This window comes from Paraburkholderia sp. BR13439, from assembly GCF_040948805.1.
Lineage (GTDB): Bacteria > Pseudomonadota > Gammaproteobacteria > Burkholderiales > Burkholderiaceae > Paraburkholderia > Paraburkholderia youngii.
Window position 1 is genome coordinate 176,422 of the sequence record NZ_JBFPKN010000009.1, and the last position, 22,379, is coordinate 198,800.

At 64.4% G+C, this 22,379-nt stretch carries 25 protein-coding genes; 14 read left to right on the forward strand and 11 right to left on the reverse strand.

Annotation, left to right across the window (positions count from 1 at the left end; genetic code table 11):
• Positions 1 to 21: 21 nt before the first annotated feature.
• The 5 genes from AB3X96_RS19545 (at position 22) to AB3X96_RS19565 (ending at position 4,907) form a co-directional block, all read left to right on the forward strand.
• The gene (locus AB3X96_RS19545; protein WP_368590961.1) at positions 22 to 723 is read left to right on the forward strand and encodes a CDP-alcohol phosphatidyltransferase family protein; all 702 of its coding nucleotides are present in this window, start codon (positions 22 to 24) and stop codon (positions 721 to 723) included.
• Entirely contained in the window at positions 720 to 1,535 is an 816-nt protein-coding gene (locus AB3X96_RS19550) for a 2OG-Fe(II) oxygenase (protein ID WP_368590962.1), read from the forward strand. The genes AB3X96_RS19545 and AB3X96_RS19550 overlap by 4 nt, the downstream gene beginning before the upstream one ends.
• Positions 1,532 to 2,584 carry a lysylphosphatidylglycerol synthase domain-containing protein gene (locus AB3X96_RS19555; RefSeq protein ID WP_368590963.1) on the forward strand — a complete coding sequence of 351 codons (1,053 nt, stop codon included), beginning with the start codon at positions 1,532 to 1,534 and terminating at the stop codon, positions 2,582 to 2,584. The genes AB3X96_RS19550 and AB3X96_RS19555 overlap by 4 nt, the downstream gene beginning before the upstream one ends.
• 28 nt (positions 2,585 to 2,612) lie before the next feature.
• A complete protein-coding gene (locus AB3X96_RS19560; RefSeq protein ID WP_368590964.1) occupies positions 2,613 to 3,377 on the forward strand; it encodes an NTP transferase domain-containing protein in 765 nt (254 codons plus the stop codon).
• A 126-nt stretch (positions 3,378 to 3,503) separates the two neighbouring features.
• Positions 3,504 to 4,907 (forward strand): MFS transporter, encoded by a 1,404-nt coding sequence (locus tag AB3X96_RS19565; protein WP_176385003.1) that lies wholly within the window; start codon positions 3,504 to 3,506, stop codon positions 4,905 to 4,907.
• A gap of 23 nt (positions 4,908 to 4,930) precedes the next feature.
• Here the strand turns inward: AB3X96_RS19565 and AB3X96_RS19570 are convergent, their stop codons facing one another.
• A complete protein-coding gene (locus tag AB3X96_RS19570) occupies positions 4,931 to 5,980 on the reverse strand; it encodes a S1C family serine protease (RefSeq protein WP_368590965.1) in 1,050 nt (349 codons plus the stop codon).
• A 179-nt stretch (positions 5,981 to 6,159) separates the two neighbouring features.
• Here AB3X96_RS19570 and AB3X96_RS19575 point away from each other — a divergent pair, with 179 nt between their 5' ends.
• Together AB3X96_RS19575 and ppk2 are read left to right on the forward strand one after the other, a co-directional pair.
• Positions 6,160 to 6,558: a VOC family protein gene (locus tag AB3X96_RS19575; protein WP_368590966.1), complete on the forward strand. Its 399-nt coding sequence runs from the start codon at positions 6,160 to 6,162 to the stop codon at positions 6,556 to 6,558.
• A 163-nt stretch (positions 6,559 to 6,721) separates the two neighbouring features.
• Positions 6,722 to 7,648, forward strand: coding sequence for a polyphosphate kinase 2 (ppk2, locus tag AB3X96_RS19580; protein ID WP_368590967.1), 927 nt, complete (start codon positions 6,722 to 6,724; stop codon positions 7,646 to 7,648).
• 102 nt (positions 7,649 to 7,750) lie between these two features.
• Here ppk2 and AB3X96_RS19585 read toward each other — a convergent pair whose 3' ends face one another.
• Together AB3X96_RS19585 and AB3X96_RS19590 are read right to left on the reverse strand one after the other, a co-directional pair.
• Entirely contained in the window at positions 7,751 to 9,337 is a 1,587-nt protein-coding gene (locus tag AB3X96_RS19585) for an inorganic phosphate transporter (RefSeq protein WP_368590968.1), read from the reverse strand.
• A gap of 185 nt (positions 9,338 to 9,522) precedes the next feature.
• A complete protein-coding gene (locus AB3X96_RS19590; protein ID WP_013092348.1) occupies positions 9,523 to 10,116 on the reverse strand; it encodes a short chain dehydrogenase in 594 nt (197 codons plus the stop codon).
• 225 nt (positions 10,117 to 10,341) lie between these two features.
• Between AB3X96_RS19590 and AB3X96_RS19595 the strand changes: the two genes are divergently transcribed.
• The gene (locus tag AB3X96_RS19595) at positions 10,342 to 11,187 is read left to right on the forward strand and encodes a CHAD domain-containing protein (RefSeq protein ID WP_368590969.1); all 846 of its coding nucleotides are present in this window, start codon (positions 10,342 to 10,344) and stop codon (positions 11,185 to 11,187) included.
• A gap of 169 nt (positions 11,188 to 11,356) precedes the next feature.
• Positions 11,357 to 12,886, forward strand: a complete 1,530-nt coding sequence (locus tag AB3X96_RS19600) for a diguanylate cyclase (RefSeq protein WP_368590970.1) — start codon at positions 11,357 to 11,359, stop codon at positions 12,884 to 12,886.
• A 66-nt stretch (positions 12,887 to 12,952) separates the two neighbouring features.
• Here AB3X96_RS19600 and AB3X96_RS19605 read toward each other — a convergent pair whose 3' ends face one another.
• The 3 genes from AB3X96_RS19605 to AB3X96_RS19615 form a co-directional block, all read right to left on the reverse strand.
• Entirely contained in the window at positions 12,953 to 14,062 is a 1,110-nt protein-coding gene (locus tag AB3X96_RS19605; RefSeq protein WP_368590971.1) for a VTT domain-containing protein, read from the reverse strand.
• A gap of 268 nt (positions 14,063 to 14,330) precedes the next feature.
• Positions 14,331 to 14,969 carry a GTP cyclohydrolase I FolE gene (folE, locus tag AB3X96_RS19610; RefSeq protein ID WP_176106679.1) on the reverse strand — a complete coding sequence of 213 codons (639 nt, stop codon included), beginning with the start codon at positions 14,967 to 14,969 and terminating at the stop codon, positions 14,331 to 14,333.
• A gap of 136 nt (positions 14,970 to 15,105) precedes the next feature.
• Positions 15,106 to 16,035 (reverse strand): LysR family transcriptional regulator, encoded by a 930-nt coding sequence (locus AB3X96_RS19615; protein ID WP_013092343.1) that lies wholly within the window; start codon positions 16,033 to 16,035, stop codon positions 15,106 to 15,108.
• Positions 16,036 to 16,468: 433 nt separating this feature from the next.
• Between AB3X96_RS19615 and AB3X96_RS19620 the strand changes: the two genes are divergently transcribed.
• The 5 genes from AB3X96_RS19620 to pcaC all read left to right on the forward strand — a co-directional run bounded on the left by AB3X96_RS19620 (position 16,469) and on the right by pcaC (position 20,716).
• A complete protein-coding gene (locus AB3X96_RS19620) occupies positions 16,469 to 17,176 on the forward strand; it encodes a 3-oxoacid CoA-transferase subunit A (protein WP_176106678.1) in 708 nt (235 codons plus the stop codon).
• 13 nt (positions 17,177 to 17,189) lie between these two features.
• Positions 17,190 to 17,849 carry a 3-oxoacid CoA-transferase subunit B gene (locus tag AB3X96_RS19625; protein WP_176106677.1) on the forward strand — a complete coding sequence of 220 codons (660 nt, stop codon included), beginning with the start codon at positions 17,190 to 17,192 and terminating at the stop codon, positions 17,847 to 17,849.
• Between the two features lie 292 nt (positions 17,850 to 18,141).
• Positions 18,142 to 19,521 (forward strand): 3-carboxy-cis,cis-muconate cycloisomerase, encoded by a 1,380-nt coding sequence (locus AB3X96_RS19630; RefSeq protein ID WP_368590972.1) that lies wholly within the window; start codon positions 18,142 to 18,144, stop codon positions 19,519 to 19,521.
• 5 nt (positions 19,522 to 19,526) lie between these two features.
• Positions 19,527 to 20,318, forward strand: a complete 792-nt coding sequence (pcaD, locus tag AB3X96_RS19635) for a 3-oxoadipate enol-lactonase (protein ID WP_368590973.1) — start codon at positions 19,527 to 19,529, stop codon at positions 20,316 to 20,318.
• Positions 20,315 to 20,716 carry a 4-carboxymuconolactone decarboxylase gene (pcaC, locus tag AB3X96_RS19640; RefSeq protein WP_013092338.1) on the forward strand — a complete coding sequence of 134 codons (402 nt, stop codon included), beginning with the start codon at positions 20,315 to 20,317 and terminating at the stop codon, positions 20,714 to 20,716. Before pcaD ends, pcaC begins: the two co-directional genes overlap by 4 nt.
• Positions 20,717 to 20,785: 69 nt before the next feature.
• Here pcaC and AB3X96_RS19645 read toward each other — a convergent pair whose 3' ends face one another.
• The 5 genes from AB3X96_RS19645 to AB3X96_RS19665 form a co-directional block, all read right to left on the reverse strand.
• The gene (locus AB3X96_RS19645; RefSeq protein WP_368590974.1) at positions 20,786 to 20,926 is read right to left on the reverse strand and encodes a hypothetical protein; all 141 of its coding nucleotides are present in this window, start codon (positions 20,924 to 20,926) and stop codon (positions 20,786 to 20,788) included.
• A 65-nt stretch (positions 20,927 to 20,991) separates the two neighbouring features.
• A complete protein-coding gene (locus AB3X96_RS19650; RefSeq protein ID WP_368590975.1) occupies positions 20,992 to 21,195 on the reverse strand; it encodes a hypothetical protein in 204 nt (67 codons plus the stop codon).
• 118 nt (positions 21,196 to 21,313) lie between these two features.
• Complete coding sequence (locus tag AB3X96_RS19655; RefSeq protein WP_368590976.1) at positions 21,314 to 21,598, reverse strand: hypothetical protein; 285 nt, start codon at positions 21,596 to 21,598, stop codon at positions 21,314 to 21,316.
• A 123-nt stretch (positions 21,599 to 21,721) separates the two neighbouring features.
• Positions 21,722 to 21,985, reverse strand: coding sequence for a hypothetical protein (locus AB3X96_RS19660; protein ID WP_368590977.1), 264 nt, complete (start codon positions 21,983 to 21,985; stop codon positions 21,722 to 21,724).
• A gap of 11 nt (positions 21,986 to 21,996) precedes the next feature.
• Positions 21,997 to 22,353, reverse strand: a complete 357-nt coding sequence (locus AB3X96_RS19665; RefSeq protein WP_368590978.1) for a hypothetical protein — start codon at positions 22,351 to 22,353, stop codon at positions 21,997 to 21,999.
• Positions 22,354 to 22,379 lie beyond the last annotated feature (26 nt).

Sequence of the window (22,379 nt, forward strand, 5' to 3'; positions counted from 1 at the left end):
TCCCGTATATATTTCCGCCTTATGACTTCGCAACCCCGACCTCCAATAAACGTCCCGCCGCCACGTACGTGGGATGCCCGGCTCGCTCGCCGGCTCGTGACACCGCTAATCGATACCTGGATCACCCCGAATCATTTGACCACGCTGCGCCTGCTGATCGGCGTCGCAGGCGCGCTGTGCCTTGCGCACGGGGGATTCGGGTGGGCCAATGCGGGAGCACTTCTGATCGTCCTGTCTAATTTCGTCGATCACACCGATGGCGAACTCGCGCGCGTCGGCGGCAAGTCGAGCCGTATCGGTCATTTTTACGATCTCGCCTGCGATTCTCTCGTGACCGTGATGCTGTTCGTCGGCATGGGTATCGGTGTCGGCGGTGCGCAGATCGATGCTTTGAAGCTCGCGCCCGGCATGCTCGGCGCGGTTGCGGGTGTCGCGGTTGCCCTGATCTTCTTCTTGCGCATGCGCATCGAGGAAATGGTCGGCAAGGCCGGCACGAAGCAGGCGTCGGTGGGGGGCTTCGAAACCGAGGACGTGCTTTACCTGCTGCCCATCGTCACGCTGACGAATGTCGTCGCGCCGTTCGTGGTGGTCGCGTCGATCGGCGCGCCGCTGTTCGCCGCATGGGTGGTGATCGACTACTGGCGCGTCGCGCGCCGCAGCGCTCGCCTGACGGCCAAGGCCCCCGCCACGTCAGAAACCAGTCAACAGTGGGCCAGCAAATGAATCTGCACGCCGAAGACGACGTGATCGCGCCCGTGTCGACAGGCACGCCCGTGGCGGCGCGCACGCCCGCGCCCGATGCCGACCGCGCGGTCGCGAGCCGTACCCGCACGTTCGACAACGCGCGTCTGCGCAAAGACTTCACCGCGCAGGACGCGTTTCTGTATCTCGAAGATTTCCTCGCGCCGGAAGTCACCGCGCAGCTGGTTCACAGCGCGCGCTCGCTGCTCGACGAAGTGAACCGCAACTATCTGCCTGGCCACAAGCAGGGCGGCAGTGTCAGCCGCCATACGATCGACCGTCTCGCGCCGTTCATCGCCGAGCTGTATCGTTCGAAGGAATTGATCGGCTGGCTCGAGCAGCTGAGCGGCGACCAGTTGCAGGTGTCGCCTGCCGACGACCCGCACGCCTACGCGCTCTACTACTACACGCGCCCCGGCGACCATATCGGCTGGCACTACGATACTTCGTATTACGACGGACGCCGCTACACGCTGCTTCTCGGCGTGATCGACGAATCGTCGTGCCGGCTCGACTACGAGCTGCATACGCGCAATCCGGAGATGCCGGACCAGCCGGGTTCGGTGCAGATTCCGCCCGGTGGCCTCGTGTTTTTCGATGGCGACAAGCTGCGTCATCGCATCACGCCGGCCGGCCCGAACGAGATGCGCGTGTCGCTGACGTTCGAATACGTCACCGATCCCAACATGCGGCCGTGGCGCCGCTTCGTTTCGAACATGAAGGACGCGATCGCGTACTTCGGTTTCCGTCAGGTGTTCCGTCAGATGTCCTCGCGCGGCAAGGACGCCGCATGAGTCGCGCGGCGCTGCTTCTGCTGTCGATCGGCTCGGCGCTGTTCGTCGGCCTGCTCGCGTGGCAGGGCTTCGGCTCGGTGGCGTCCACCTTGCTCGCAGCCGGCTGGGGGCTCGCGGTCGTCGCCGCGTTCCACGTGGTGCCGCTCGTGATCGATGCGGCTGCGATCGCGGTGCTGTTCAAGCGCGGCCACCCGTCGCGTGACGGCGCGCATGAAGGTCCAGCAAGCCGCGCGGGAGCCGGACTCTCGCTGCGCGATGCGCTGTCCGCGCGCTGGATCGGCGAATCGGTGAATAGCCTGCTGCCCGCTGGACAGATCGGCGGTCCGGTGGTGATGGTGCGGCAACTGTCGCAGCGCGGCATGCTGCTGCGCGACGCGGCCGCCGCGATCACCGTCAGCACGACGTGGCAGGCGCTCGCACAAATCGTGTTCGCGCTCGGCGGCCTCGCGATGTTCGGCGCGTACGCCGCGCATGGCACGCTGCACGACCTGCGAACCGCAACGCTGATCGCGACCTGCGTGCTCGGCGCGCTGATCGCCGGGTTCTACTTCGCGCAGCGGCGCGGCCTGTTCGGGCGTCTGCTCGGCGTGGTGTCGAAGGTGTTCGGCAAGCGCGACTGGTCGTCTCTGATGACGCGCGCTGAAGCCGTCGATGCCGCCGTGCAGTCGCTGTACCGCGAGCGCGGCCGCGTGGCGGCGAGCTTTGCGCTGAGCCTCGTCGGCTGGGTCGTCGGCACGGCCGAGGTATGGCTCGCGCTGCGTTTTCTCGGCCATCCGGTCGGCTGGGTCGACGCGCTGCTGCTGGAGAGCATCGGCCAGGCGATTCGCGGCGCGGCCTTCATGATTCCGGGCTCGCTCGGCGTGCAGGAGGGCGGCTATCTGCTGCTCGCGCCGCTGGTGGGTTTGCCGCCCGACGCGGCGCTGGCGTTGTCGCTCGCCAAGCGTGCGCGTGAAATCCTGCTGGGCCTGCCGGGCCTGCTGGTATTGCACTTCAGCGAACGAAGCTGGCAACGTCGGCGCGCCCCGCGGCGTGTGCCGGTTGCCGATTGACCTCCGTACTTTTTTCAAAGGACCGCGCATGCGCGCCATCATTCTCGCAGCGGGCCTCGGCCTGCGTCTCCAGCAGCCGCCGCAAGCCCAGTTTCCGAAATGCCTGTTGCAGTTCGACGGCATGAGCCTGCTCGAACGGCATCTGCAGATGCTCGAAACCGCCGGCGTGACCGACGTCGTGCTCGCGCTCGGTTTCCAGCCGGAATCCGTGCAGGCGGAACTCGCGCGCATCAACTGGCCGCATAAGGTCGAGACGGTGCTCAATCCGCGTTTCGATCGGGGCAGCGTGCTGACCGTGCATACCGTTGCCGACGCGTTGACGCGCGGCGGCGACGTGCTGCTGATGGACGCCGACGTGCTGTACGACGAGAGCATCCTGAACGCGCTGGTGGCGGGCGAGTCGGTCAACCGACTGCTGATCGACCGCGATTTCGAAGCGGGCGACGAGCCGGTCAAGCTATGCCTGAAGGACGGCGTGCCGGTCGAGTTGCGCAAGCAGCTCGCGGTCAATCTAAAGTTCGACACGATCGGCGAGTCGGTCGGCTTCTTCCGCTTCCGCGAGGAAACCGCGCGACGCTTTACGCAGATCGTCGCGGGCTATATCGACAGCGGCCGCGCGAACATGCCGCACGAAGAGGCGGTGCGCGACCTGCTGCTCGAGCGCAGCCAGGTATTCGACACGGCCGACGTGACCGGCGCGCCGTGGATCGAGATCGACTTCCCGAACGACGTCGCGCGTGCGGCCAACGAGATCCTGCCGCAGTTGCAGCCGCTCGTCAGCGCATCGCGCTAAAGCGTCCGCCGCGCGTCAGCACGCATGACGGCGCGCGGCAAAACCCCTCGCGCGACAACATTTGTTGCCGCCGCAATGCCATAATCGGCACTTTCCATTGATGGCGGGCCGCCCGTCGCCATGACAATGCTGCTCGCTTTAGGCGCTTTCATCGTTCCGCTGATCGTCGCGTGCGCGATGTTCATGGAAAACGTGGACGGCACGGTCATCGTGACGTCGCTGCCGGTTCTGGCGCGCGACCTCGGTCATGATCCGATCACGCTGAAGCTTGCGGTTACCGCGTATGTGATCGGCCTCGGCGTTTTTATCCCGATCTGCGGCTGGGTCGCCGACCGCTTCGGTTCGCGCACCGTGTTCCGAACCGCGATCGGCATCTTCATGGCGGGCTCGCTGCTGTGCGCGGCCTCCACTTCGCTCGATACCTTCGTGCTTGCGCGCTTCGTGCAGGGCATCGGCGGCGCGCTGATGGTGCCGGTGGGGCGCATCATCATCTTCCGTTCGCTGCCGAAGTCGGAGTTCATTCGCGCGATGAACTATCTAACGGTGCCGGCGTTGCTCGGCCCGGTGGTCGGGCCGCCGCTCGGCGGCTTTATCACGACCTATCTGCACTGGCGTCTGATCTTCGTGATCAATGTGCCGATCGGTCTGCTCGGCATCTGGCTCACCAACAAGTACATCGCCAACACGCGCGAGCCGCATCCAGGCCGGCTCGACTGGCTTGGCTTCGTGCTGTCGGCCAGTGGCGCGTCGTTGTTCATGCTCGGGCTCTCGCTCGTCGGCGGCGAACTGGTGTCGACGGGGGAATCGGTCGGCATGTGCGTGACCGGCATCGTGCTGCTGCTGGTTTATGTGCTGTACGCAAGCCGCGTCGCGCTGCCAGTGCTCGATCTGCGTTTGCTGCGCATTCCGAGTTTTCATGCGAGCGTGATCGGCGGTTCGCTGTTTCGTATCGGTCTTGGCGCGGTACCGTTCCTGTTGCCGCTCGCGTTGCAGGAAGGGCTCGGCATGACCGCGTTCAGAGCCGGCGCGATCACCTGCGCGTCCGCGTTCGGCTCGATCTTCATGAAGACGGTGGCGTCGCGCATTCTCGAACGCTTCGGCTTTCGTACGGTGCTGATGGTCAACGCCGGGTGCGCGGGTCTTGCGATCGCCGTGTACGGGTTGTTCTTTCCCGGCACGCCGCATTGGGTGATCTGGTGCATCGTGCTGGTGGGCGGCTTCTTTCCCTCGCTGCAATTCACGTCGCTCAATACGCTGGCCTACGCGGATATTCCGAGCAGCGACGTCGGCCGCGCAACGAGTGTTGCGAGCGTGATCCAGCAGATGTCGCTCGGCCTCGGCGTGACGATCTCGGGCATCGTGCTGCTGATTTCGCATCGTCTGCAAGGGCATCCGAACATTGTGTTCTCCGATTTCTGGCCGGCGTTTCTGGTCGTCGGTCTGTTCTCGTGCCTGTCGATTCCAATTACCCGGCGGCTGCCGCGAGACGCGGGTGATGAGATCGCGCGCGGCAGCCGCGGGCGCGCGTAAGTCGAGATACGGGCGCAGTCTTCTTACCCCGCCTGCTCCACTGGCGTCACCGTCAACTCCACCCGCTGCGCGCCGCGCAACACCGTCACGCTGACCGGCTTGTCGATACGCGAAGCATCGAGCGTGCGTTGCAGACCATCCACATCCTGCACAGGCTGTGCGTCGATCGCGACGATCGTGTCGTCGGTGCGCACGCCGCCGAGCGCGGCCGGACTGCCTTTGACGATCTCCATTACGTGCACGCCGCTTTGCGTGCCGAGCCCAAAGTAGCGCTGCACACGCCGCGACAGCGGCGTCGTCGTGCCGGCCACGCCGATATACGCGCGTCGCACGCGGCCATGCGCGAAGATCTGCATGATGACCCACTTCGCGGTATCGATCGCGGTCGCGAAACAGATGGCCTGCGCGCCAGGAATGATCGCGGTATTCACGCCGATCACCTGACCCGCCGAATTGATCAGCGGTCCGCCGGAGTTGCCCGGATTCAACGCCGCGTCGGTCTGGATCACGTCGTAGATCATGCGGCCGGAGTTCGAGCGCAGCGACCGGCCCAGCGCCGAAACGACGCCGGTCGTCACGGTCTGCTGCAGCCCGAGCGGGTTGCCGACCGCAATGGCGATCTGCCCAACACGCAGCTTCGACGATTCGCCGAGTTCGACATGCGGCAGCGGCTCCGGCGAACCGATGCGCAGCACCGCGAGATCGCTGCCTGGATCGTCGCCGACCAGATCGGCGTCGAACTTCGCGCCGTCGGCCAGCGTCACCTGGATATGCGTCGCGCCATGCACGACGTGGCTATTGGTCAGCAGGTAGCCGTCGGGCGTGAACAGAAAGCCCGAGCCGGTGCCGCCGCGCGCGCCGCGCCCATGCGCGGACGCGTCGCCGGGCAGCCGGCGCTCGACGGCGATAAACGCGACCGCCTGCTGCACGCGCTCCAGTGCGCCGATCACGGTGCGTGAGTAGGCGTCGAGCAGCGCGTCGTCGTCGTTGGTCAAAAGTTCGGTGGATTGGGGCCCGGGGGCGTCGGATGCGGCGCTCGACAGGTCATCGATGAAGCGTGGACGGCTTCCCATAACGATGCTCCGGATAGACGGGCTGCGAGATGCGGGGCGTCGCGCGGGTTTTCAAGGGCGTCTGGGGCGGGGCGCCCGGGGTCGTCCCGAGTGCCGCACTGGCGGCCACCGCGTGTGAGACACTTTCCGGGGCGGGCCGTCGCTCGCTGCTCGCTCGCTCGCGCCACGGAGACCCCTTCATGTCCGCATCTACCCCTTCAGCGCCGCAACCTCCGCAGCCGGAACCACGCATCGAGTCTCTGAGCGCAATCACGCTCGCCACCAGCGACATGCAGCGCGCCGTCGACTTCTACGAAGCGCTAGGCTTCCCGCTCAAATACGGCGGTCCGCGCGAGGCCTTCACGTCGTTCGCGTTCGGCAGCTCGTATCTGAACCTGATCGCCGATGCGCGCGCGCCGGTCAACTGGTGGGGACGCGTGATCATCTACGTGTCGGACGTCGACGCGATCTATGCCAAGGCGCTGGCCGCGGGCTTGCAGCCGTCGCTCGCGCCGGCGGATGCGCCGTGGGGCGAGCGCTATTTTCATATCACCGATCCGGACGGCCACGAATTGAGCTTCGCGCGGCCGCTGCACTAGCGGCGGCAGCCCAGGCAAAACTCGCTATCATGGGTGTTTCCACGCATCCGCAGCGGCCGCCCACGCGGTAACACGGCTGACACCTCGCGCTTCGATAATCGAACGCGACCGCGTCGCGCTAGCCGCCGCGCGCCATCCCATTCCTGTTGCGAGGAGAGCCGCAATGAAAGAGCCGGACCCGAGACCCGATTTCGAATTGATGGCGGAGCGGCAACGCCGTTTCGAGGAAGACCTCATCGATGCCTACGACGAAGAACTCGAAATGGAGGTCGACGACCGCATCATCGACGGCCCGGCCGGATTTACGCCCGAGCATCGCGAGGCGCGCAGGCAGTACTTCCGTGAACTGTTCCGGCTGCAGGGGGAACTGGTCAAGCTGCAGGACTGGATCGTCGCGACCGGACATCGGCTCGTCGTGATCTTCGAGGGGCGCGATGCGGCGGGCAAGGGCGGCGCGATCAAGCGCATCACGCAGCGCCTCAATCCGCGCGTGTGCCGCGTGGCAGCATTGCCCGCGCCGAACAATCGCGAGCGCACGCAATGGTATTTCCAGCGCTATGTATCGCATCTGCCGGCGGGCGGCGAGATGGTGCTATTCGATCGCAGCTGGTACAACCGCGCGGGCGTCGAACGCGTGATGAACTTCTGCACCGACGAGGAATATGAAGAGTTTTTCCGCTCGGTGCCGGAGTTCGAAAAGATGCTGGCGCGCAGCGGCGTGCAGATCCTCAAGTACTGGTTCTCGATCACCGACGAAGAGCAGGAACTCCGCTTCCAGAACCGCATTCACGATCCGCTGAAGCAGTGGAAGCTGAGTCCGATGGATCTGGAAAGCCGGCGCCGCTGGGAGGCGTATACGCAGGCGAAAGAAGTGATGCTGCAGCGCTCGCATATCCCCGAGGCGCCGTGGTGGGTCGTGCAGGCCGTCGACAAGAAGCGCGCGCGCCTGAACTGCATTCACCATCTGCTGAGCCAGGTGCCATATCACGAGATCGAGCACCCGCACATCGAATTGCCGTCGCGCGTCTATCACGAAGACTATAGCCGCCAGCCGGTGCCTGACGCGATGATCGTGCCCGAGGTGTACTAAAAAGCGGATCGTATGGACTAGCGGGCCAACGAAAAAGCGCGGTACGTATAAAACGTACCGCGCTTTTTTTCGTGCTGGATGGGTTCCGCCAGATCGGCGAACTCAGAACACCGAACGGAACACCCAGTACAACCCGCCCGCGAGCGCGATCGACGCGGGCAGCGTCAGCACCCATGCGAGGATCAGGCTGCGCACGGTGGCCCATTGCAGACCCGAGCCGTTGGCCGCCATCGTGCCGGCCACGCCGGAAGAGAGCACGTGGGTCGTCGACACCGGCAGACCGTAGACGTCGGCGGCACCGATCGTGACCATCGCGACGAGTTCAGCCGACGCGCCCTGGCCGTACGTCAGATGCTGTTTGCCGATCTTCTCGCCCACCGTGACGACGATGCGCTTCCAGCCGACCATCGTGCCGAGACCCAGCGCGATCGCGACCGCCACCTTGACCCACGGCGGAATGAACTTGGTCGCGTGATCGATCTGCTTTCTGAAGTTGGCGATGACCCTCGCGTCCTCGGGCGAGAACTGCGGCTGATTGGCCTTCTGCATCAGACGGATCGCCTCGGACGTGACATACATGTTGTTGCGCACGTTATCGACGATGCCTTGCGGCAGCGCGGCCATCGAGCCAAATTCGCCGACCTGGCGGCCGATCTGCTCGGTCAATTGCCGCAGCGCCGGCAGCGTCGCGGGTGTCAGCTGACGGGTGCGCACGAAGGCCTCGACGTCGGCGCGCGGATCCGCGGAAGGCGCCGCGCCCTGCGTGTAGCGCGCTAGCGTCGCCGCGGTTTGATGCGCGACCGCGACGAAGTTCTGCGTTTGCTCCGGCGTGACCGCTCGATTCAGTGCGTACGCAGTGGGCACCGTACCGATCAGGATCAGCATGATCAGGCCCATGCCTTTCTGGCCATCGTTCGAGCCGTGCGCGAACGACACGCCCGTGCAGGTCAGAATCAGCAGGCAGCGAATCCAGAACGGCGGCGGCTCCTTGCCCTTCGGCTCGGCATACAGCGCGGGCACCCGCACGACGGCCTTCAGGATCAGCAGCAGCAAGCCCGCGAGCAGAAAGCCCACGATCGGCGAAAACAGCAGCGACTTGCCGACGCCGAGCGCCTGGGTCCAGTCGACGCCGCTGGTGCCATTCGCACCGTGCATCATCTGATTCATCAGGCCTACGCCGATGATCGAGCCGATCAGCGTGTGCGAGCTCGAAGACGGTAGGCCCAGGGACCACGTGCCGAGGTTCCAGATGATCGCGGCGATCAGCAGCGCGAATACCATCGAGAACCCGGCGCTGCTGCCGACCTGCAGGATCAGCTCGACAGGCAGCAGTTGCAGCACGCCGAAGGCGACCGCACCGCTCGACAACAGCACACCGAGAAAATTCCACGCGCCGGACCAGACGACCGCGATATTCGGTGTCAGCGAGTGGGTATAGATGACGGTGGCGACCGCATTGGCCGTATCGTGAAAGCCGTTGACGAACTCGAAACCGAGCGCGATCAGCAGCGCGACGCCGAGCAACAGATAGGGCAGCACCGAGCTTTCGCGCACGGGCTGCAGATCGTCTATCAGATGAACACCGCAGTACACGACGCCCGCAATGAGCAGGCCGGCGAAAATCACCAGGCCTGCGCTGCGGCCCTTGCCGCTGGCGGCGCCTGGTTGCGGATACGAAAGTTCCGGCATGGCGTGAGCCCCAAAAATGTGGTCGCAGAGTATTCGATGCTGCTTTCGCTGCGTGTCGCAATGATGACAACTGCGTGACGGCAATGGAGGTGTAAAAAATAGACGCGGCGCGGCTTATGCTGCGCCGCGCACTGGACTAAGCAAGTGATGAATAAAACCAGGCAGTGGACGCACCGCAGTTGCGCCTACGATGCGCTGACGACTTCGCCGCTTGCGCTGCCGCCGAGGGTGCGTTTATAGGCTTGCGCGACGATTTCCGCCGGTATCCCTTGCGACGGATCGCGGCCCATCGATTCGAGCGTTTCGGCGACCCACCCCGGGCTCACCACATTGACGCGGGCTTTGCCGCGCAACTCCAGCGCGGCCGAGCGCGCGAACGCCTCGACGCCCGCATTGACGATGCTGACCGCGGCGCTGCCTTCCATCGGCTGTTGCGCGAGCACGCCGCTCGTCAGTGTGAACGAGCCGCCTTGCGACACATGGTCCACGCCGCAGCGCACAACATTGACCTGCCCCATCAGTTTGTTGGCAAGACTAAAAGAAAAGTCTTCGTCGCCAAGCGCCGCGAGCGGCGCGAATTTCGCGGAGCCGGCCGCGCAGATGATCGCGTCGAAGCTGCCGGCTTGCGCATACATCGCTTCGATGCTGCGTTTGTCGGACAGATCGACGTGCAGGTCGGAGCCTTTACGGCTTGCGCCGACCACGTCATGCTCGGTGGCCAGCAGCTTCACGATGTGCGAGCCGAGCAGGCCGGTCGCACCGACAACGAGTATTCGCATACATCCTCCTCTGGTCTGTTTGCGGCATTTGCCGCGCTGCACACTGCATCGTCAAGCCGGAGCATTCGCCGGACCGCGCGATAAGCGGCCCCATCGGTCGAGCATAGGCGCTGCCGACACGACACGCCAACGCGTAACTGGGAAACCCGCTGATATGCGCGGTGAATCCCTCGTGAGCATCGATTTTGCTACGTTGGAAATACGGTCACGTTTCCGGGAGCATCGATGAAGCAAGACAGTGAAACAGCCAACGAGCCGGTACCCGAAGAATCGGCGCAGCGGGCCTTTACTTCCTACGCCGCGCCACTGGTCGATGAGGCGGTCAGACTCGCCAAAGGCATACACGACGACCCGTCACCCGAAGCGCTGCACAAACTGCGTGTGTCACTGCGGCGTTTGCGTTCGTTGTGGTGGGCGTTCGCACCGCTGCTCGACAAGGGCGAAAATTCTCGCCAGCGCGCCGTCTATAAGTTCCTTGCCACCGCGGCGGGTAAAACGCGCGATTGGGACATCCTGATCGAGTTGCTCAAGCAGGAAGGCGGCGACGCACGAGCGTTGATGCCGAAGCTCGAGCAGACGCGCCGCGACACGCTGGCGACCAGCCGCGAGACGTTATTGAATGCCGACGTCAAACATCTGTTGCGCGATGCGTTGGCCACCACTTCCGGGGAACTGCACGCCACGCACGATGCCGATATTGCATTGCGCAAATTTGCCGCTCGGCGCATTCGGGCGTCGGAGCGCTCGTTGAAAAAACGCATCCAACGCGCGCGCCATGCAAAACGCTCGAATTACGCGGCCTTCCACGATGTCAGAAAAGCGGGCAAGAAACTGCGCTATCTGTTCGAGTTTTTCGGGCCGGTGCTTAAAATCAGCCATAAGCGCACGCTCAAGCGGCTGAAAAAGCTTCAGAAGCGCTTCGGCTTGCTCAACGATACCGTCGCCAGCGAAGCGCTGTTGCGCGACAATGCGGCGTCGCTTGCCGACGCGGACCACATCGAAGCCGCGTTGGCCTGGCTCGACAGGAAACGCAAACGCCGCTTGCGCGCGGCGTCGGAGCTACTGGGCTGAGCGAGTGCCCTCGTCTCGCTAGCGCGGAGGACCCGCAGCCCAACATGCACTGCGCACCGCGCTGCCGGTCCGAAAGAATCGTCCGCGAAAGGAGGCGAAAAGCGTGGCAGAGCATGGGCTTTCGCTGCGTCATCAGTTGCGCCTGACGTTGCATGCCGTTCGAGCCGGGATGACCCGCTATGTGGGCAACCGCCCGTGGGTGGCCGGCGTCGCCGGCACGCTCGTCGCGTTGGCGATGTCGATCCTGACTGCGGTGGAAGTCGGCGAAGGCCGCCGCGAAATGCTCGATCATGCGCGCCAGACCTCGCAAAACCTCGTGTCGATCATTTCCGCGGATCTCGCGCGCAACGTCGAAATCTATAATCTGTCGTTGCAATCGATGGTGGATGCCGCGCGCAGTCCGGACACCTGGACGCTGCCGGTCCCGGCACGCCAGGCGAAGCTGTTCGATCGCGCGACCACCGCCGCCTTTCTGGGCGGTGCGTATGTCGTCGGCGCCGACGGTGAAGTGGCCGCCGCGCAGTACGACGACGCGAACACCACCGTCCATCTCGACGACCGCGAATACTTTCAGGTGCAGCTGCGCAACCCGGCGGCGGGCCTGTATTTCTCGCATCCGTTCATGTCGCGCCTGCGCGGCGGCATGCCGTCGATCGCGCTGACGCGGCGCATCGACGATGCGCAGGGCAACTTCGCCGGCATCGCTCTGCTCGCGATTCGCATCGAGTACTTCCAGCACCTGCTGGACCGGATCGACACCGGCGAGCAGGGTTCGGTTTCCATCGTGATGGCGGACGGCACGCTGCTCGCGCGCAAGCCGGGCGACGGGCGCGATATCGGCGCGAGCGTCGCAAAGTCGCCGACCTTCGTACCGATGACCGCGCACGACTCCGGCACCTACGTATCGGTCTCGCCGGTCGACGGTGTGCGTCGCATCGTTACGTACGCGCACGTACCCAGCACGCCGCTGATCGTGGCGATGGCGCCCGCCGTCGACGACGTGCTCGCGCCGTGGCAGCATCGCAGCCACGTCGCGGCTGCGCTGACCATCGGCTTTGGTGCGGTGTTCGTGGTCGTGTCGTGGCTGCTCGCGTTCGCGCTGCGCGACAAACAGCGCGCGCAGGCCGCGCTGCTGCGTCTCGCCTCGACCGATTCGCTGACCGGGCTCAGCAATCGCCGCGTGCTCGACAAGCGGCTCGACGACGAATGGAAGCGCGCGCGGCGCGACGACAAGCCGCTGTCGGTGCTGTTCATCGATATCGATCACTTCAAGCGTTTCAACGACACCTACGGCCATGAGAGCGGCGACGAAGTATTGGTCGCGGTGGCGGATTGCATCGCGTCCGCGGCGCGGCGCTCGGTCGATCTGGTCGCGCGCTACGGCGGCGAAGAGTTCGCGGTGGTGCTGCCGGATACCTCCGCGCGGGGCGCGTTCACGGTCGCGGAGCAAATTCGACGCAAGGTGGAAAACCGCGTCATCGTGCATGGACACGATGCGCCGCAGGCGGTGACGGTAAGCGTCGGCTGCGCCACGGCGCTGCCGGGCGCCACGGATTTCGCCAACGGAGCCGAGCTGCTGGCCGCCGCTGACGCGCAGCTCTATGTGGCGAAGAACGAAGGGCGCAATCGCACCCGGTCGGCGCAGTGGGACGAGTATTCGGCGGTGCAGGGGGCGTCGAGTACGGGCGCGGCGCTCTGACGCCAGGTATCCGTTCACGTGAGCGTGAGCGCTCGCTCGGCCCAAATGGCCGCGACGCAGCGCGATTCAGGCGCGCTCCACGCTGCGCGGCGCGAAACCGCGCAACGTCACTGCAGCTGCAGTTTCGCCCCGCCACGCCGGGCGTGGCTGATCGGCCGCCATACCGTCCGCGTAAGCCAGCGAGCCCACCGGGAAGCCGCGCCGCCGCCATGCATCGAGCCCGCCGCGTAGTGCGCGAATCCGCGTGTAGCCGTTGCGGCGCATATGTTGCGAGACTTCGAGCGCGGTCGCGCTGTCCGGACAGATGCAATAGATGACCACGTCGTGCGTGCGCAGTGCACCGTCGATCAGTTCGGGCGAGTGAGGATCGAGCGCGAGCGCGTCGGGGATCTGGCCTCGCACATCGAGCAGTGGTGCGCCGGGCCGCGCATCGAGAACGCGGGACGGCGCCGTGCGGCTCAGGCGACCGGAGTGCCGCCAGCTCCACGGCAGTCTCGATGCGACGCTCGCCGGTGACGCGTGCGTCGGCGCGGCCAGCATCGGCGGGGCCGCGGCCGACGCGGCTCGCCTGAACCGACGTCGTTCGTCATATCGCAGATACAGCCGGTAGAGCAGATAGAACAGCGCCACTACAAGAAAGATGTCGGCGAGTGTGCCGCCGCGCCGTTCGACGAATGCGCGCAGCATATGCACCTCGCGCTCCACCGCCGCGCCGCCAAGCAGCCAGAAACTCGCCCACGCGATCACGCTCGCCAGATCCCATAGTGCGTAGATGCGAATGTCGACGGCGGTCGTGCCCATCAACGGCGGCGTGATCAGCCCGAGCCCAGGCACGAACTTCGAAATCGACACGAGCGGCATGCCATAGCGTTCGAATAGCGAGCGCGCCATTTCGAGCCTCGTATCGACGACGGGCGACAGGCGGCCGAGCCATGCGAGCAGCTTGCGGCCATACAGCCGGCCGGCCGCGAACCAGGTGCCGTCGCCGATCAAGGCGCCTAGCACCGCCGCGCCGAGAGTCGGCCAGAACGACAGGGTGCCCGCGGCGATCGAGGAGCCCGCGAACAGCAGCATCGGCACGGCCGGAATCGGTACGCCGAGGCGCGTCAGCAGGACGTTGACGAACACGATCGCGCTGCCCCAGGTTGAAATCGCCGACAACGGAAACTCGACCAATTGAGCCGCTCCTGTTGCTGCTGGTGGGCTGGCATGCGCACCTTGGATTTCAGCATAGGCGATGGCTTGTGGGCGGTGCGCGGTGCGCGTGGGGAGGGGGGGATTGGGCGGGGTGTGATCGTCAAGACGCAACTAACTGTCAACCCCGCCTGCCCACCACGACGTTGCCGGTGAGCGTGAAGAGAGTGAGCGCCGGGCCGCACACAGGATTCGCAGGGGCGGGGGCTGCATCGTCAGCGAACCCCAAACGGCCCCTGCGTTCACCGCATCAGGCATTCGGCATGGCCACCACGCCCGGATTCCCGACGATCGCCAGAAACTCCCGCCGGGTCGACGGATCGGTGCGGAACGTGCCGAGCATGCGCGAGGTGACCATCGTGACGCCCGCTTTGTGCACGCCACGCGTCGACATGCACTGATGCGCGGCTTCGAGAATTACGCCGACGCCGGCCGGTTGCAGCACGTCGTTCAGCGTATCGGCGATCTGCACCGTCATCTTTTCCTGGATCTGCAGCCGTTTCGCGAACGCATCGACTAGACGCGCGAGCTTCGAAATCCCGACCACGCGATGATTCGGCAGATACGCGACGTGCGCGCGTCCGATGATCGGCACCATATGGTGCTCGCAGTAGCTTTCGAAGCGGATGTCCTTCAGCACGATCATTTCGTCGTAGCCGTCCACTTCGGAGAAGGTACGCGCGAGGATTTCGCGCGGATCGACCTGATAACCCGCGAAGAACTCGTCGTAAGCGCGCGTCACGCGCGCCGGCGTGTCGATCAGGCCTTCGCGCTGTGGATCGTCGCCGGCCCAGCGCAGCAGCACGCGCACCGCTGCCTCAGCTTCTTCGCGGCTCGGGCGTTCGACGGCCGCTGCGGGTTTGGTTTTCTTTGCCTTGCTGCTGGTCATGCGTCGTCCTCCTGGATCGCGTGTCGATGCTGCGCTGCGCGCGGGGTCAGTAACTGAGGTCATTGTTCCATGTTTTGCGCCCGAAGGTGCCGATGCCCGTTTCGCTGCCGGGCGGTCGCGGACTTGCCTCGAGCGGCTACTTCGGCCATTCGTCCATCGCATCGTTGAACAGTTCGGCGACCACGCCGCGCAGCCAGCTGAGGCGCGGATCGTTATGAAACTTGCGATGCCAGTGCTGCCGCAGGTCGAAGCGCGGCAACGGCAGCGGCGGCTCGACGAGCATGATCGACGCATGCTCCGACACGTACGCGAAGCCAATCGCGTGCGGGACGGTCGCGAGCAGATCGGTGCGTGCGAGGATGAAAGGCAGGCTCATGAAGTGCGGCGTTTCGAGCACCGCGCGCCGCTTGATGCGCTTCTTTTCGAGGTACTGCTCGAGCACTTCCTGGCTGCGTCCCTCGGCGCGCACCACCGCATGCCCCGAGGCCACATATTGCTCGAGCGTGAGCGGCCCCTTCGACAGTGGATGTCCGCTGCGCATCAGGCAGATGAAGCGGTGGGTGAAGAGTCGCTGCTGAAAGAAGTTGTTGCCCGCCAGGTCCGGAAAATAGCCGACGGCGAGATCGACGTCGCCCGATTCGAGCCCGCGCTCCACTTGCGACGGCGACAGCGTCACGGAGCGCAGATTCGCCGACGGCGCGCGCTCGGCGAACAGCTGCAAAAGACGCGGCAGAAACACGATCTCGCCGACGTCGGACAGCGCGATCGAAAACGTGTGCGTGCTCGTCGCCGGATCGAAGTCCTGCACGTCGAGCATGCCTTTCTCGATGCGCAGCAGCGCGTCGCGCGCGGCGGGCAGGATCGCGAGCGCGCGCGGTGTCGGCTCCATGCCTTTCGATGTGCGCACGAACAGCGGATCGTCGAAGTATTCGCGCAGACGGCCAAGCGCGGTGCTCACGCGCGGCTGGCTCACGCCGAGCTGCTCGGCGGCGCGGCTCACGTTGCGCGTGTCTTCCATCGCAACCAGATAGGGGATCAGATTCAGATCCAGATGTGTCTCGGACATGCTAGTTATGGCTCGCGGGGCGGGCGAGGCAAGGCGGTGCCTATGCCGTATCGCTATAGAGCCTAGTTGAAAAATCGCCCATAAGCATAGTGGGATTTTGCGCGGCCGGCTTTTTCGCGCGCAAGCCGAGCACTCGACGAGGGCAACCCGCACCTTCGCCGCCGCGTGCGGCGACCTATGATGAAGGGGGTTTCCCTGCCTTGACAATCCGCCCACAGGACAACCATAATCGCCGGAGCGTTCGCTAAACGAATCACTGTTCATGTAACGAACAAAATTCAGCGGCGAATCAATCGAAGGCGCCAGCCCGCTCTCTCCCTCGCGAGCCGTCGCCAGCATGCCCGGAGACTGTTTCCGCGCGAGCTTTGCCGCGAGCCTGGTTGGTGAGGGCTGTCAGCCCAGCGGCACGTAGCGCCCCCAAAGGAAATTCGACATGATCAACAAGATTTTCGAGACACTTCAATCGGCGGTCGCCGATGTCCACGACGGCGCGACCGTCATGATCGGCGGCTTCGGCACGGCCGGCATGCCGTCCGAACTGATCGACGCGCTGATCGAACAGGGCGCGCGCAACCTGACCATCGTCAACAACAACGCAGGCAACGGCGACATCGGCCTCGCGGCGCTGCTGAAGGCCAAGCGCGTGCGCAAGATCATCTGCTCGTTCCCGCGCCAGACCGACTCGTATGTGTTCGACGCGCTCTATCGCGCCGGCGAAATCGAACTGGAACTCGTGCCGCAAGGCAATCTCGCCGAGCGCATCCGCGCGGCCGGCGCGGGCATCGGCGGCTTCTTCACGCCGACCGCGTACGGCACCAAGCTCGCCGAAGGCAAGGAAACCCGCCTGATCGACGGCCGTCACTACGTGCTCGAGTCGCCGCTGCATGCGGACTTCGCGCTGATCAAGGCGTACAAGGGCGACCGCTGGGGCAACCTGATCTATCGCAAGACCGCGCGTAACTTCGGGCCGATCATGGCGAGCGCCGCGAAGACCGCAATCGTGCAGGTGTCGGAAGTGGTGCCGCTCGGCGGCCTCGATCCGGAAGAAATCGTCACGCCCGGCATTTTCGTGCAACGCGTGATCGAAGTGCCGCAAGCGGCGCATCTCCCCACGCCCAATCCTCACGACGCTGCTGCCTGACCCGGAGACCGACATGAAGAAACTGACCCGCGATGAAATGGCCAAGCGCGTTGCCCAGGACATCCCTGAAGGCGCTTACGTGAACCTCGGCATCGGCGTGCCGACGCTGGTGGCGAACCACCTCGCCGCCGACAAGGAAATCTTCCTGCACAGCGAAAACGGTCTGCTCGGCATGGGCCCGGCACCGGCGAAGGGCGAGGAAGACGACGAACTGATCAACGCCGGCAAACAGCACGTCACGCTGCTGACGGGCGGCGCCTACTTCCATCACGCGGATTCGTTCGCGATGATGCGCGGCGGCCATCTGGACTTCTGCGTGCTCGGCGCGTTCCAGGTGTCGGCGAAGGGCGACCTCGCGAACTGGCACACTGGCGCACCGGACGCGATTCCGGCGGTCGGCGGTGCGATGGACCTCGCGATCGGCGCGAAGCAGGTCTACGTGATGATGGAGCACCTGACCAAGCAAGGCGAAAGCAAGATCACCGCCGAGTGCTCGTACCCGGTCACCGGTATCGCCTGCGTGACCCGTATCTATACGGACCTCGCGATGATCGACGTCACAAAGGAAGGCCTCGTCGTGCGCGAGATTTTCACGGACATCGGCTTCGACGAACTGCTGAAGCTGACCGGCGTCCCGATGACCGACGGCACCCAGGCCGCACGCGCGGCCTGATGCCTGGCTGAGGCGTCGCGGCGGCGGCCTGCTTTGCGGCCGCATCGATGGCGCCTCGTCTGAAGGCAGCATTGCACGAACGGGCCAGCGCGGACGAGGCAAACTCTTTGTCAGCGCTGGCCTGGCAACTTCAGCGACAGCCTGCCCCCGTTTGGCGCACAATACGCAGCACAAAGTGCGGCATACGTATGGCACGAGCGCGCTACAAGCGCCGGTCCACCGCGGTGTCTGCTTCGACCCGCCACGCCGCGCCGCTTCTTCACTTCCGATTCCCTCAAACATCGTCGTCACCATGCTCGACTCCAGCGCCCGCCTGACTGGCCTTCTTTGCGGCACACAGCCGATGAACGACATCTGGGCGCCGCGTGCCACGCTGCAGCGAATGCTCGACGTCGAAGCCGCACTCGCGCGCGCCTCCGCCGCGCACAAAGTCATTCCCGAATCCGCCGTCCCCGCGATCGAAGCGGCCTGCCAGGCCGACCAACTCGACGCCGACGCGCTCGCACGCGACGCCGCGCTCGGCGGCAACCTCGCGATTCCGCTCGTCAAGCAACTGACCGCACTCGTCAAAGCCGCGGACGCCGAAGCGGGCAAATACGTGCATTGGGGCGCGACGAGCCAAGACATCATCGACACTGCGACGGTGCTGCAACTGCGCGACACCTTCGGCCTGCTCGACAGCGGCCTGCAAGCCACCTGCGACGCGATCGCGAAACTCGCGGCCACCCATCGCGCGACGCCGATGATCGGCCGCACATGGCTGCAACAGGCGCTGCCGATCACGCTGGGTCTGAAGTTCGCGCAATGGCTCGACGCGCTGCTGCGACATCGCGATAGGCTCGATGCACTGCGAGAGCGCGTGCTGGTGCTGCAATTCGGCGGCGCGGCCGGCACGCTCGCGAGTCTGCGCGAGGCGGCGCCGCACGTCACGCAGTCGCTCGCCAAGGAACTCGGGCTCGCGGTGCCGACCTTGCCGTGGCATACGCAGCGCGATCGCATCGCCGAGACGGCGTCGCTGTTCGGCATGCTGATCGGCACGCTCGGCAAGATCGCGCGCGATGTGTCGCTGCAGATGCAAACCGAAATCGACGAGCTCGCCGAACCGGCCGCGGCCGGCAAGGGCGGATCGTCGACGATGCCGCACAAGCGCAACCCGGTCGGTTGCGCGGCGGTGCTGACGGCCGCGACGCGAGCGCCCGGCCTGGTCGCAACCGTGTTCGCCGGCATGGTGCAGGAGCACGAACGCGCGCTCGGCGGCTGGCAAGCCGAATGGGACGCGCTGCCGGATCTCGCGCGTCTCGCGGGCGGCGCGCTCGCGAACATCGAACAGATCGCGTCCGGCTTGAACGTGAACGTGCCGCGACTCGCGAAGAATCTCGACGTTACGCACGGGCTGATCCTCGGCGAAGCGGTGATGCTCGCGCTCGGCGATGCCATCGGCCGGCTCGACGCGCATCATCTGGTCGAGCGCGCGTCGAAGGCGGCGATCCGCGACGGCAAGACGCTGTACGACGTGCTTGCCGCCGACGCGGCCGTCACCGAACATCTTTCGACCGAGCGCCTCAAGCAGCTGCTCGATCCCGCTCAATACGTCGGCCAGGCGCACGCATATGTCGACGCCGCGCTGACGCTTCACACCACGCGCGCGCAGCGCGCCCATTCCAAGGAGTAACCGGCATGCCCTACGCCGCAGTCAACGGCACCGAGCTTCACTATCGCATCGACGGCGACCGTCACGGCCACGCGCCGTGGCTCGTGCTGTCGAATTCGCTCGGCTGCGATATGTCCATGTGGACGCCGCAGGTCGCGGCGTTGTCGAAGCACTTCCGCGTGCTGCGCTACGATACGCGCGGTCACGGCCATTCTGAAGCGCCGAAGGGGCCGTACGCGATCGAGCAACTGACCGGCGACGTGCTCGGTCTGATGGATACGCTGAAGATCGCGCGCGCGAATTTCTGCGGCATTTCGATGGGCGGCCTGACCGGCATCGGGCTCGCCGCGCGTCACGGCGACCGCTTCGAGCGCGTCGTGCTGTGCAATACGGCCGCGCGCATCGGCTCGCCGGAAGTCTGGGTGCCGCGCGCCGCGAAGGCGCGCTCGGAAGGCATGCTCGCACTCGCCGACGCGGTGCTGCCGCGCTGGTTCACGGCAGACTTCATCGAGCGTGAGCCGGTCGTGCTGGCGATGATCCGCGACGTGTTCGTGCATACCGATAAGGAAGGCTATGCATCGAACTGCGACGCGATCGACGCGGCCGATCTGCGTCCCGAAACGCCGGGCATCAAGCTGCCGACGCTCGTGATCAGCGCCACGCACGACCTCGCCGCCACGCCCGCGCAGGGCCGCGAACTCGCACAGTCGATTCCGGGCGCACGCTACGTCGAGCTCGACGCTTCGCATATTTCCAACATCGAAAAGGTCGACGAGTTCACGAAGACCGTGCTCGACTTCCTGACGGAGGCAAAATGAACGACGAAGACCGTTACGAAGCCGGAATGGGCGTACGTCGCGCGGTGCTGGGCAACGCGCACGTCGACCGTTCGCTCGCGAACCGCACCGAGCTGACCGAGGAGTTCCAGAACCTGATCACGCGCTATGCGTGGGGCGAGATCTGGACGCGTGAAGGTCTGCCGCGTCATACGCGCAGCCTGCTGACGATCGCGATGATGGTTGCGTTGAATCGCAGCGAAGAACTCGCGCTGCACCTGCGCGCCGCGAAGAACAACGGCGTGACGCGCGAACAGATCAAGGAAGTGCTGCTGCAGACCGCGATCTATGTCGGCGTGCCGGCGGCCAACTCAGCGTTCCACCTGGCCGACAAGCTGTTCCGCGAGGACGATGCGGCGGCCGCGGCGGCGAAGTCGTAAAGACCGCGCGCTGGTGGTTTTCAGAGCCAATCAGCAAACGCGCGACGGATATTTCCGTCGCGCGTTTTTTTATGCGGCGGTCGTCGCTATGACGCTTGCCGGCATCTGCACGCACAGCGCGCGCAACACAGTCTCCTTGCTCACCTCGCGCCAATGCGCGAGCGCCGCGGCGCGCCTGATCAGGCCGAAGATGAGGGCAGGCGTGCTCACGGTAGGAACGCTTGCGATAGCGGCCGGGCCATTTCAGTTCGCCCTTTCAGACCGGACGCGACAGCTCAGGACTGTCTTGAGTTCAATGCAGGCCAGCGGGCCAAGGCAATGAACCACAGTAGAACGACGTTCACCACCGGAATAAAGGCAAGCAGCGACCAGGCTCCCGCATATCCCGCCTTCTTCAGGATCAGCCATAGCGGGATAATCTCCGCGATGACGACAACAAGAACAAACACCAGCCAGTGCCAAATGGAAAAAGCGCCCACCCCTACCTCCATCTTTTAAAGTTGACGGGCAGAGCTAAGTATAACGACGCAAGGCCGAATCCTTGCTCAATGTAAAAAAGACCCACGCGGAGCGGGTCCGCGTCTGACCCGGCGCGGGTCACTCGATCTGCCTGTACCGAGTGTCCCCGCTGACACGCTGCAACTGTTTCGAAACGGTAAGAAACTGTTCGTCAGTAATCGTGCACTCCAGTTCGCCTATCTCATACACAGCAACCAGCTTGATCTTATTTCCATTTCGCTCCTCAAAGGTGATCTGATAGACCCCACGCCACTTTTGTTCGCCATCTTCGTATTTACCGATCTTCTCGGACGCCAGTCGCACGGCTTTTGTTTTCGTAGCATCGAAATCCAAGGAGAGGATGTCTGTTTTTCTCACCGCCATCTGGGCCACATAGGCCGGAAATCGGTCGCCGCATGGGGGGGTATGGGCCGGTTTCCGCCAGGCATAGCGCGGGAAAAGATAGCATTAGGACTGCAAAAGCGTGTTTCATGGATTTAAAGGGCCTCACTCTATCTGCTTGAACATTCTGTCGTTCTCGACTCTTGGCAACAAATGCTTCGAAACGACAAAGACCTCTACGGAACTCATCGAGCATTCAAATTCGCCAGCGTCGTCCACAGTAATCACCTTGACCTTGTTTCCGTTTTTTTCGTGGAAGGTGATGTGATAGACCTCGCGCCACAACTGTTCGCCATCCTCCGATTTTCTAATTTTCTCGGACGCCAGTCGCACCGCTTGGGTTTTCGTATAGTCGATACTGCCAATCATGCCTGCGTCTTTCAGGCTGTTTTCGGCGATGTTGGTCGGCCACCTGTCGCATGGCGGGTTCGGTCTGCCTTGCGCCAGGCATAGCGCGGGAAGGGATACCAGCAGGACTGCAAAAACTTGAATACTCTGTCGGCGTCGCGTGATGGCAAATGACCTGAAACAATAAAGACGTCGATCCCACCTATCGAGCATTCAAATTCGCCTGCTGCTTCGTTCACAGCAATCAGTTTGACCTTGTTTCCGCTTTTTTCGCGGAAGGTGATGTGATAGACCTCACGCCACATCTGTTCGCCATCCTCATATTTTCCTATTTTCTCGGACGCGAGTTGCACGGCTTCGGTTTTCGTATAGTCGATACTGCCAAGCATGCCAGCGCTTTTTAGTCTCCCTTCTG

Excerpts from the sequence above, each read along its gene's own strand:
- AB3X96_RS19545 (WP_368590961.1), top strand. The coding sequence starts at position 22 with ATGACTTCGCAACCCCGACCTCCAATAAACGTCCCGCCGCCACGTACG.
- AB3X96_RS19550 (WP_368590962.1), top strand. The coding sequence starts at position 720 with ATGAATCTGCACGCCGAAGACGACGTGATCGCGCCCGTGTCGACAGGC.
- AB3X96_RS19555 (WP_368590963.1), top strand. The coding sequence starts at position 1,532 with ATGAGTCGCGCGGCGCTGCTTCTGCTGTCGATCGGCTCGGCGCTGTTC.
- AB3X96_RS19560 (WP_368590964.1), top strand. The coding sequence starts at position 2,613 with ATGCGCGCCATCATTCTCGCAGCGGGCCTCGGCCTGCGTCTCCAGCAG.
- AB3X96_RS19565 (WP_176385003.1), top strand. The coding sequence starts at position 3,504 with ATGCTGCTCGCTTTAGGCGCTTTCATCGTTCCGCTGATCGTCGCGTGC.
- AB3X96_RS19570 (WP_368590965.1), bottom strand. The coding sequence starts at position 5,980 with ATGGGAAGCCGTCCACGCTTCATCGATGACCTGTCGAGCGCCGCATCC.
- AB3X96_RS19575 (WP_368590966.1), top strand. The coding sequence starts at position 6,160 with ATGTCCGCATCTACCCCTTCAGCGCCGCAACCTCCGCAGCCGGAACCA.
- ppk2 (WP_368590967.1), top strand. The coding sequence starts at position 6,722 with ATGAAAGAGCCGGACCCGAGACCCGATTTCGAATTGATGGCGGAGCGG.
- AB3X96_RS19585 (WP_368590968.1), bottom strand. The coding sequence starts at position 9,337 with ATGCCGGAACTTTCGTATCCGCAACCAGGCGCCGCCAGCGGCAAGGGC.
- AB3X96_RS19590 (WP_013092348.1), bottom strand. The coding sequence starts at position 10,116 with ATGCGAATACTCGTTGTCGGTGCGACCGGCCTGCTCGGCTCGCACATC.
- AB3X96_RS19595 (WP_368590969.1), top strand. The coding sequence starts at position 10,342 with ATGAAGCAAGACAGTGAAACAGCCAACGAGCCGGTACCCGAAGAATCG.
- AB3X96_RS19600 (WP_368590970.1), top strand. The coding sequence starts at position 11,357 with ATGACCCGCTATGTGGGCAACCGCCCGTGGGTGGCCGGCGTCGCCGGC.
- folE (WP_176106679.1), bottom strand. The coding sequence starts at position 14,969 with ATGACCAGCAGCAAGGCAAAGAAAACCAAACCCGCAGCGGCCGTCGAA.
- AB3X96_RS19615 (WP_013092343.1), bottom strand. The coding sequence starts at position 16,035 with ATGTCCGAGACACATCTGGATCTGAATCTGATCCCCTATCTGGTTGCG.
- AB3X96_RS19620 (WP_176106678.1), top strand. The coding sequence starts at position 16,469 with ATGATCAACAAGATTTTCGAGACACTTCAATCGGCGGTCGCCGATGTC.
- AB3X96_RS19625 (WP_176106677.1), top strand. The coding sequence starts at position 17,190 with ATGAAGAAACTGACCCGCGATGAAATGGCCAAGCGCGTTGCCCAGGAC.
- AB3X96_RS19630 (WP_368590972.1), top strand. The coding sequence starts at position 18,142 with ATGCTCGACTCCAGCGCCCGCCTGACTGGCCTTCTTTGCGGCACACAG.
- pcaD (WP_368590973.1), top strand. The coding sequence starts at position 19,527 with ATGCCCTACGCCGCAGTCAACGGCACCGAGCTTCACTATCGCATCGAC.
- pcaC (WP_013092338.1), top strand. The coding sequence starts at position 20,315 with ATGAACGACGAAGACCGTTACGAAGCCGGAATGGGCGTACGTCGCGCG.
- AB3X96_RS19655 (WP_368590976.1), bottom strand. The coding sequence starts at position 21,598 with ATGGCGGTGAGAAAAACAGACATCCTCTCCTTGGATTTCGATGCTACG.
- AB3X96_RS19660 (WP_368590977.1), bottom strand. The coding sequence starts at position 21,985 with ATGATTGGCAGTATCGACTATACGAAAACCCAAGCGGTGCGACTGGCG.
- AB3X96_RS19665 (WP_368590978.1), bottom strand. The coding sequence starts at position 22,353 with ATGCTTGGCAGTATCGACTATACGAAAACCGAAGCCGTGCAACTCGCG.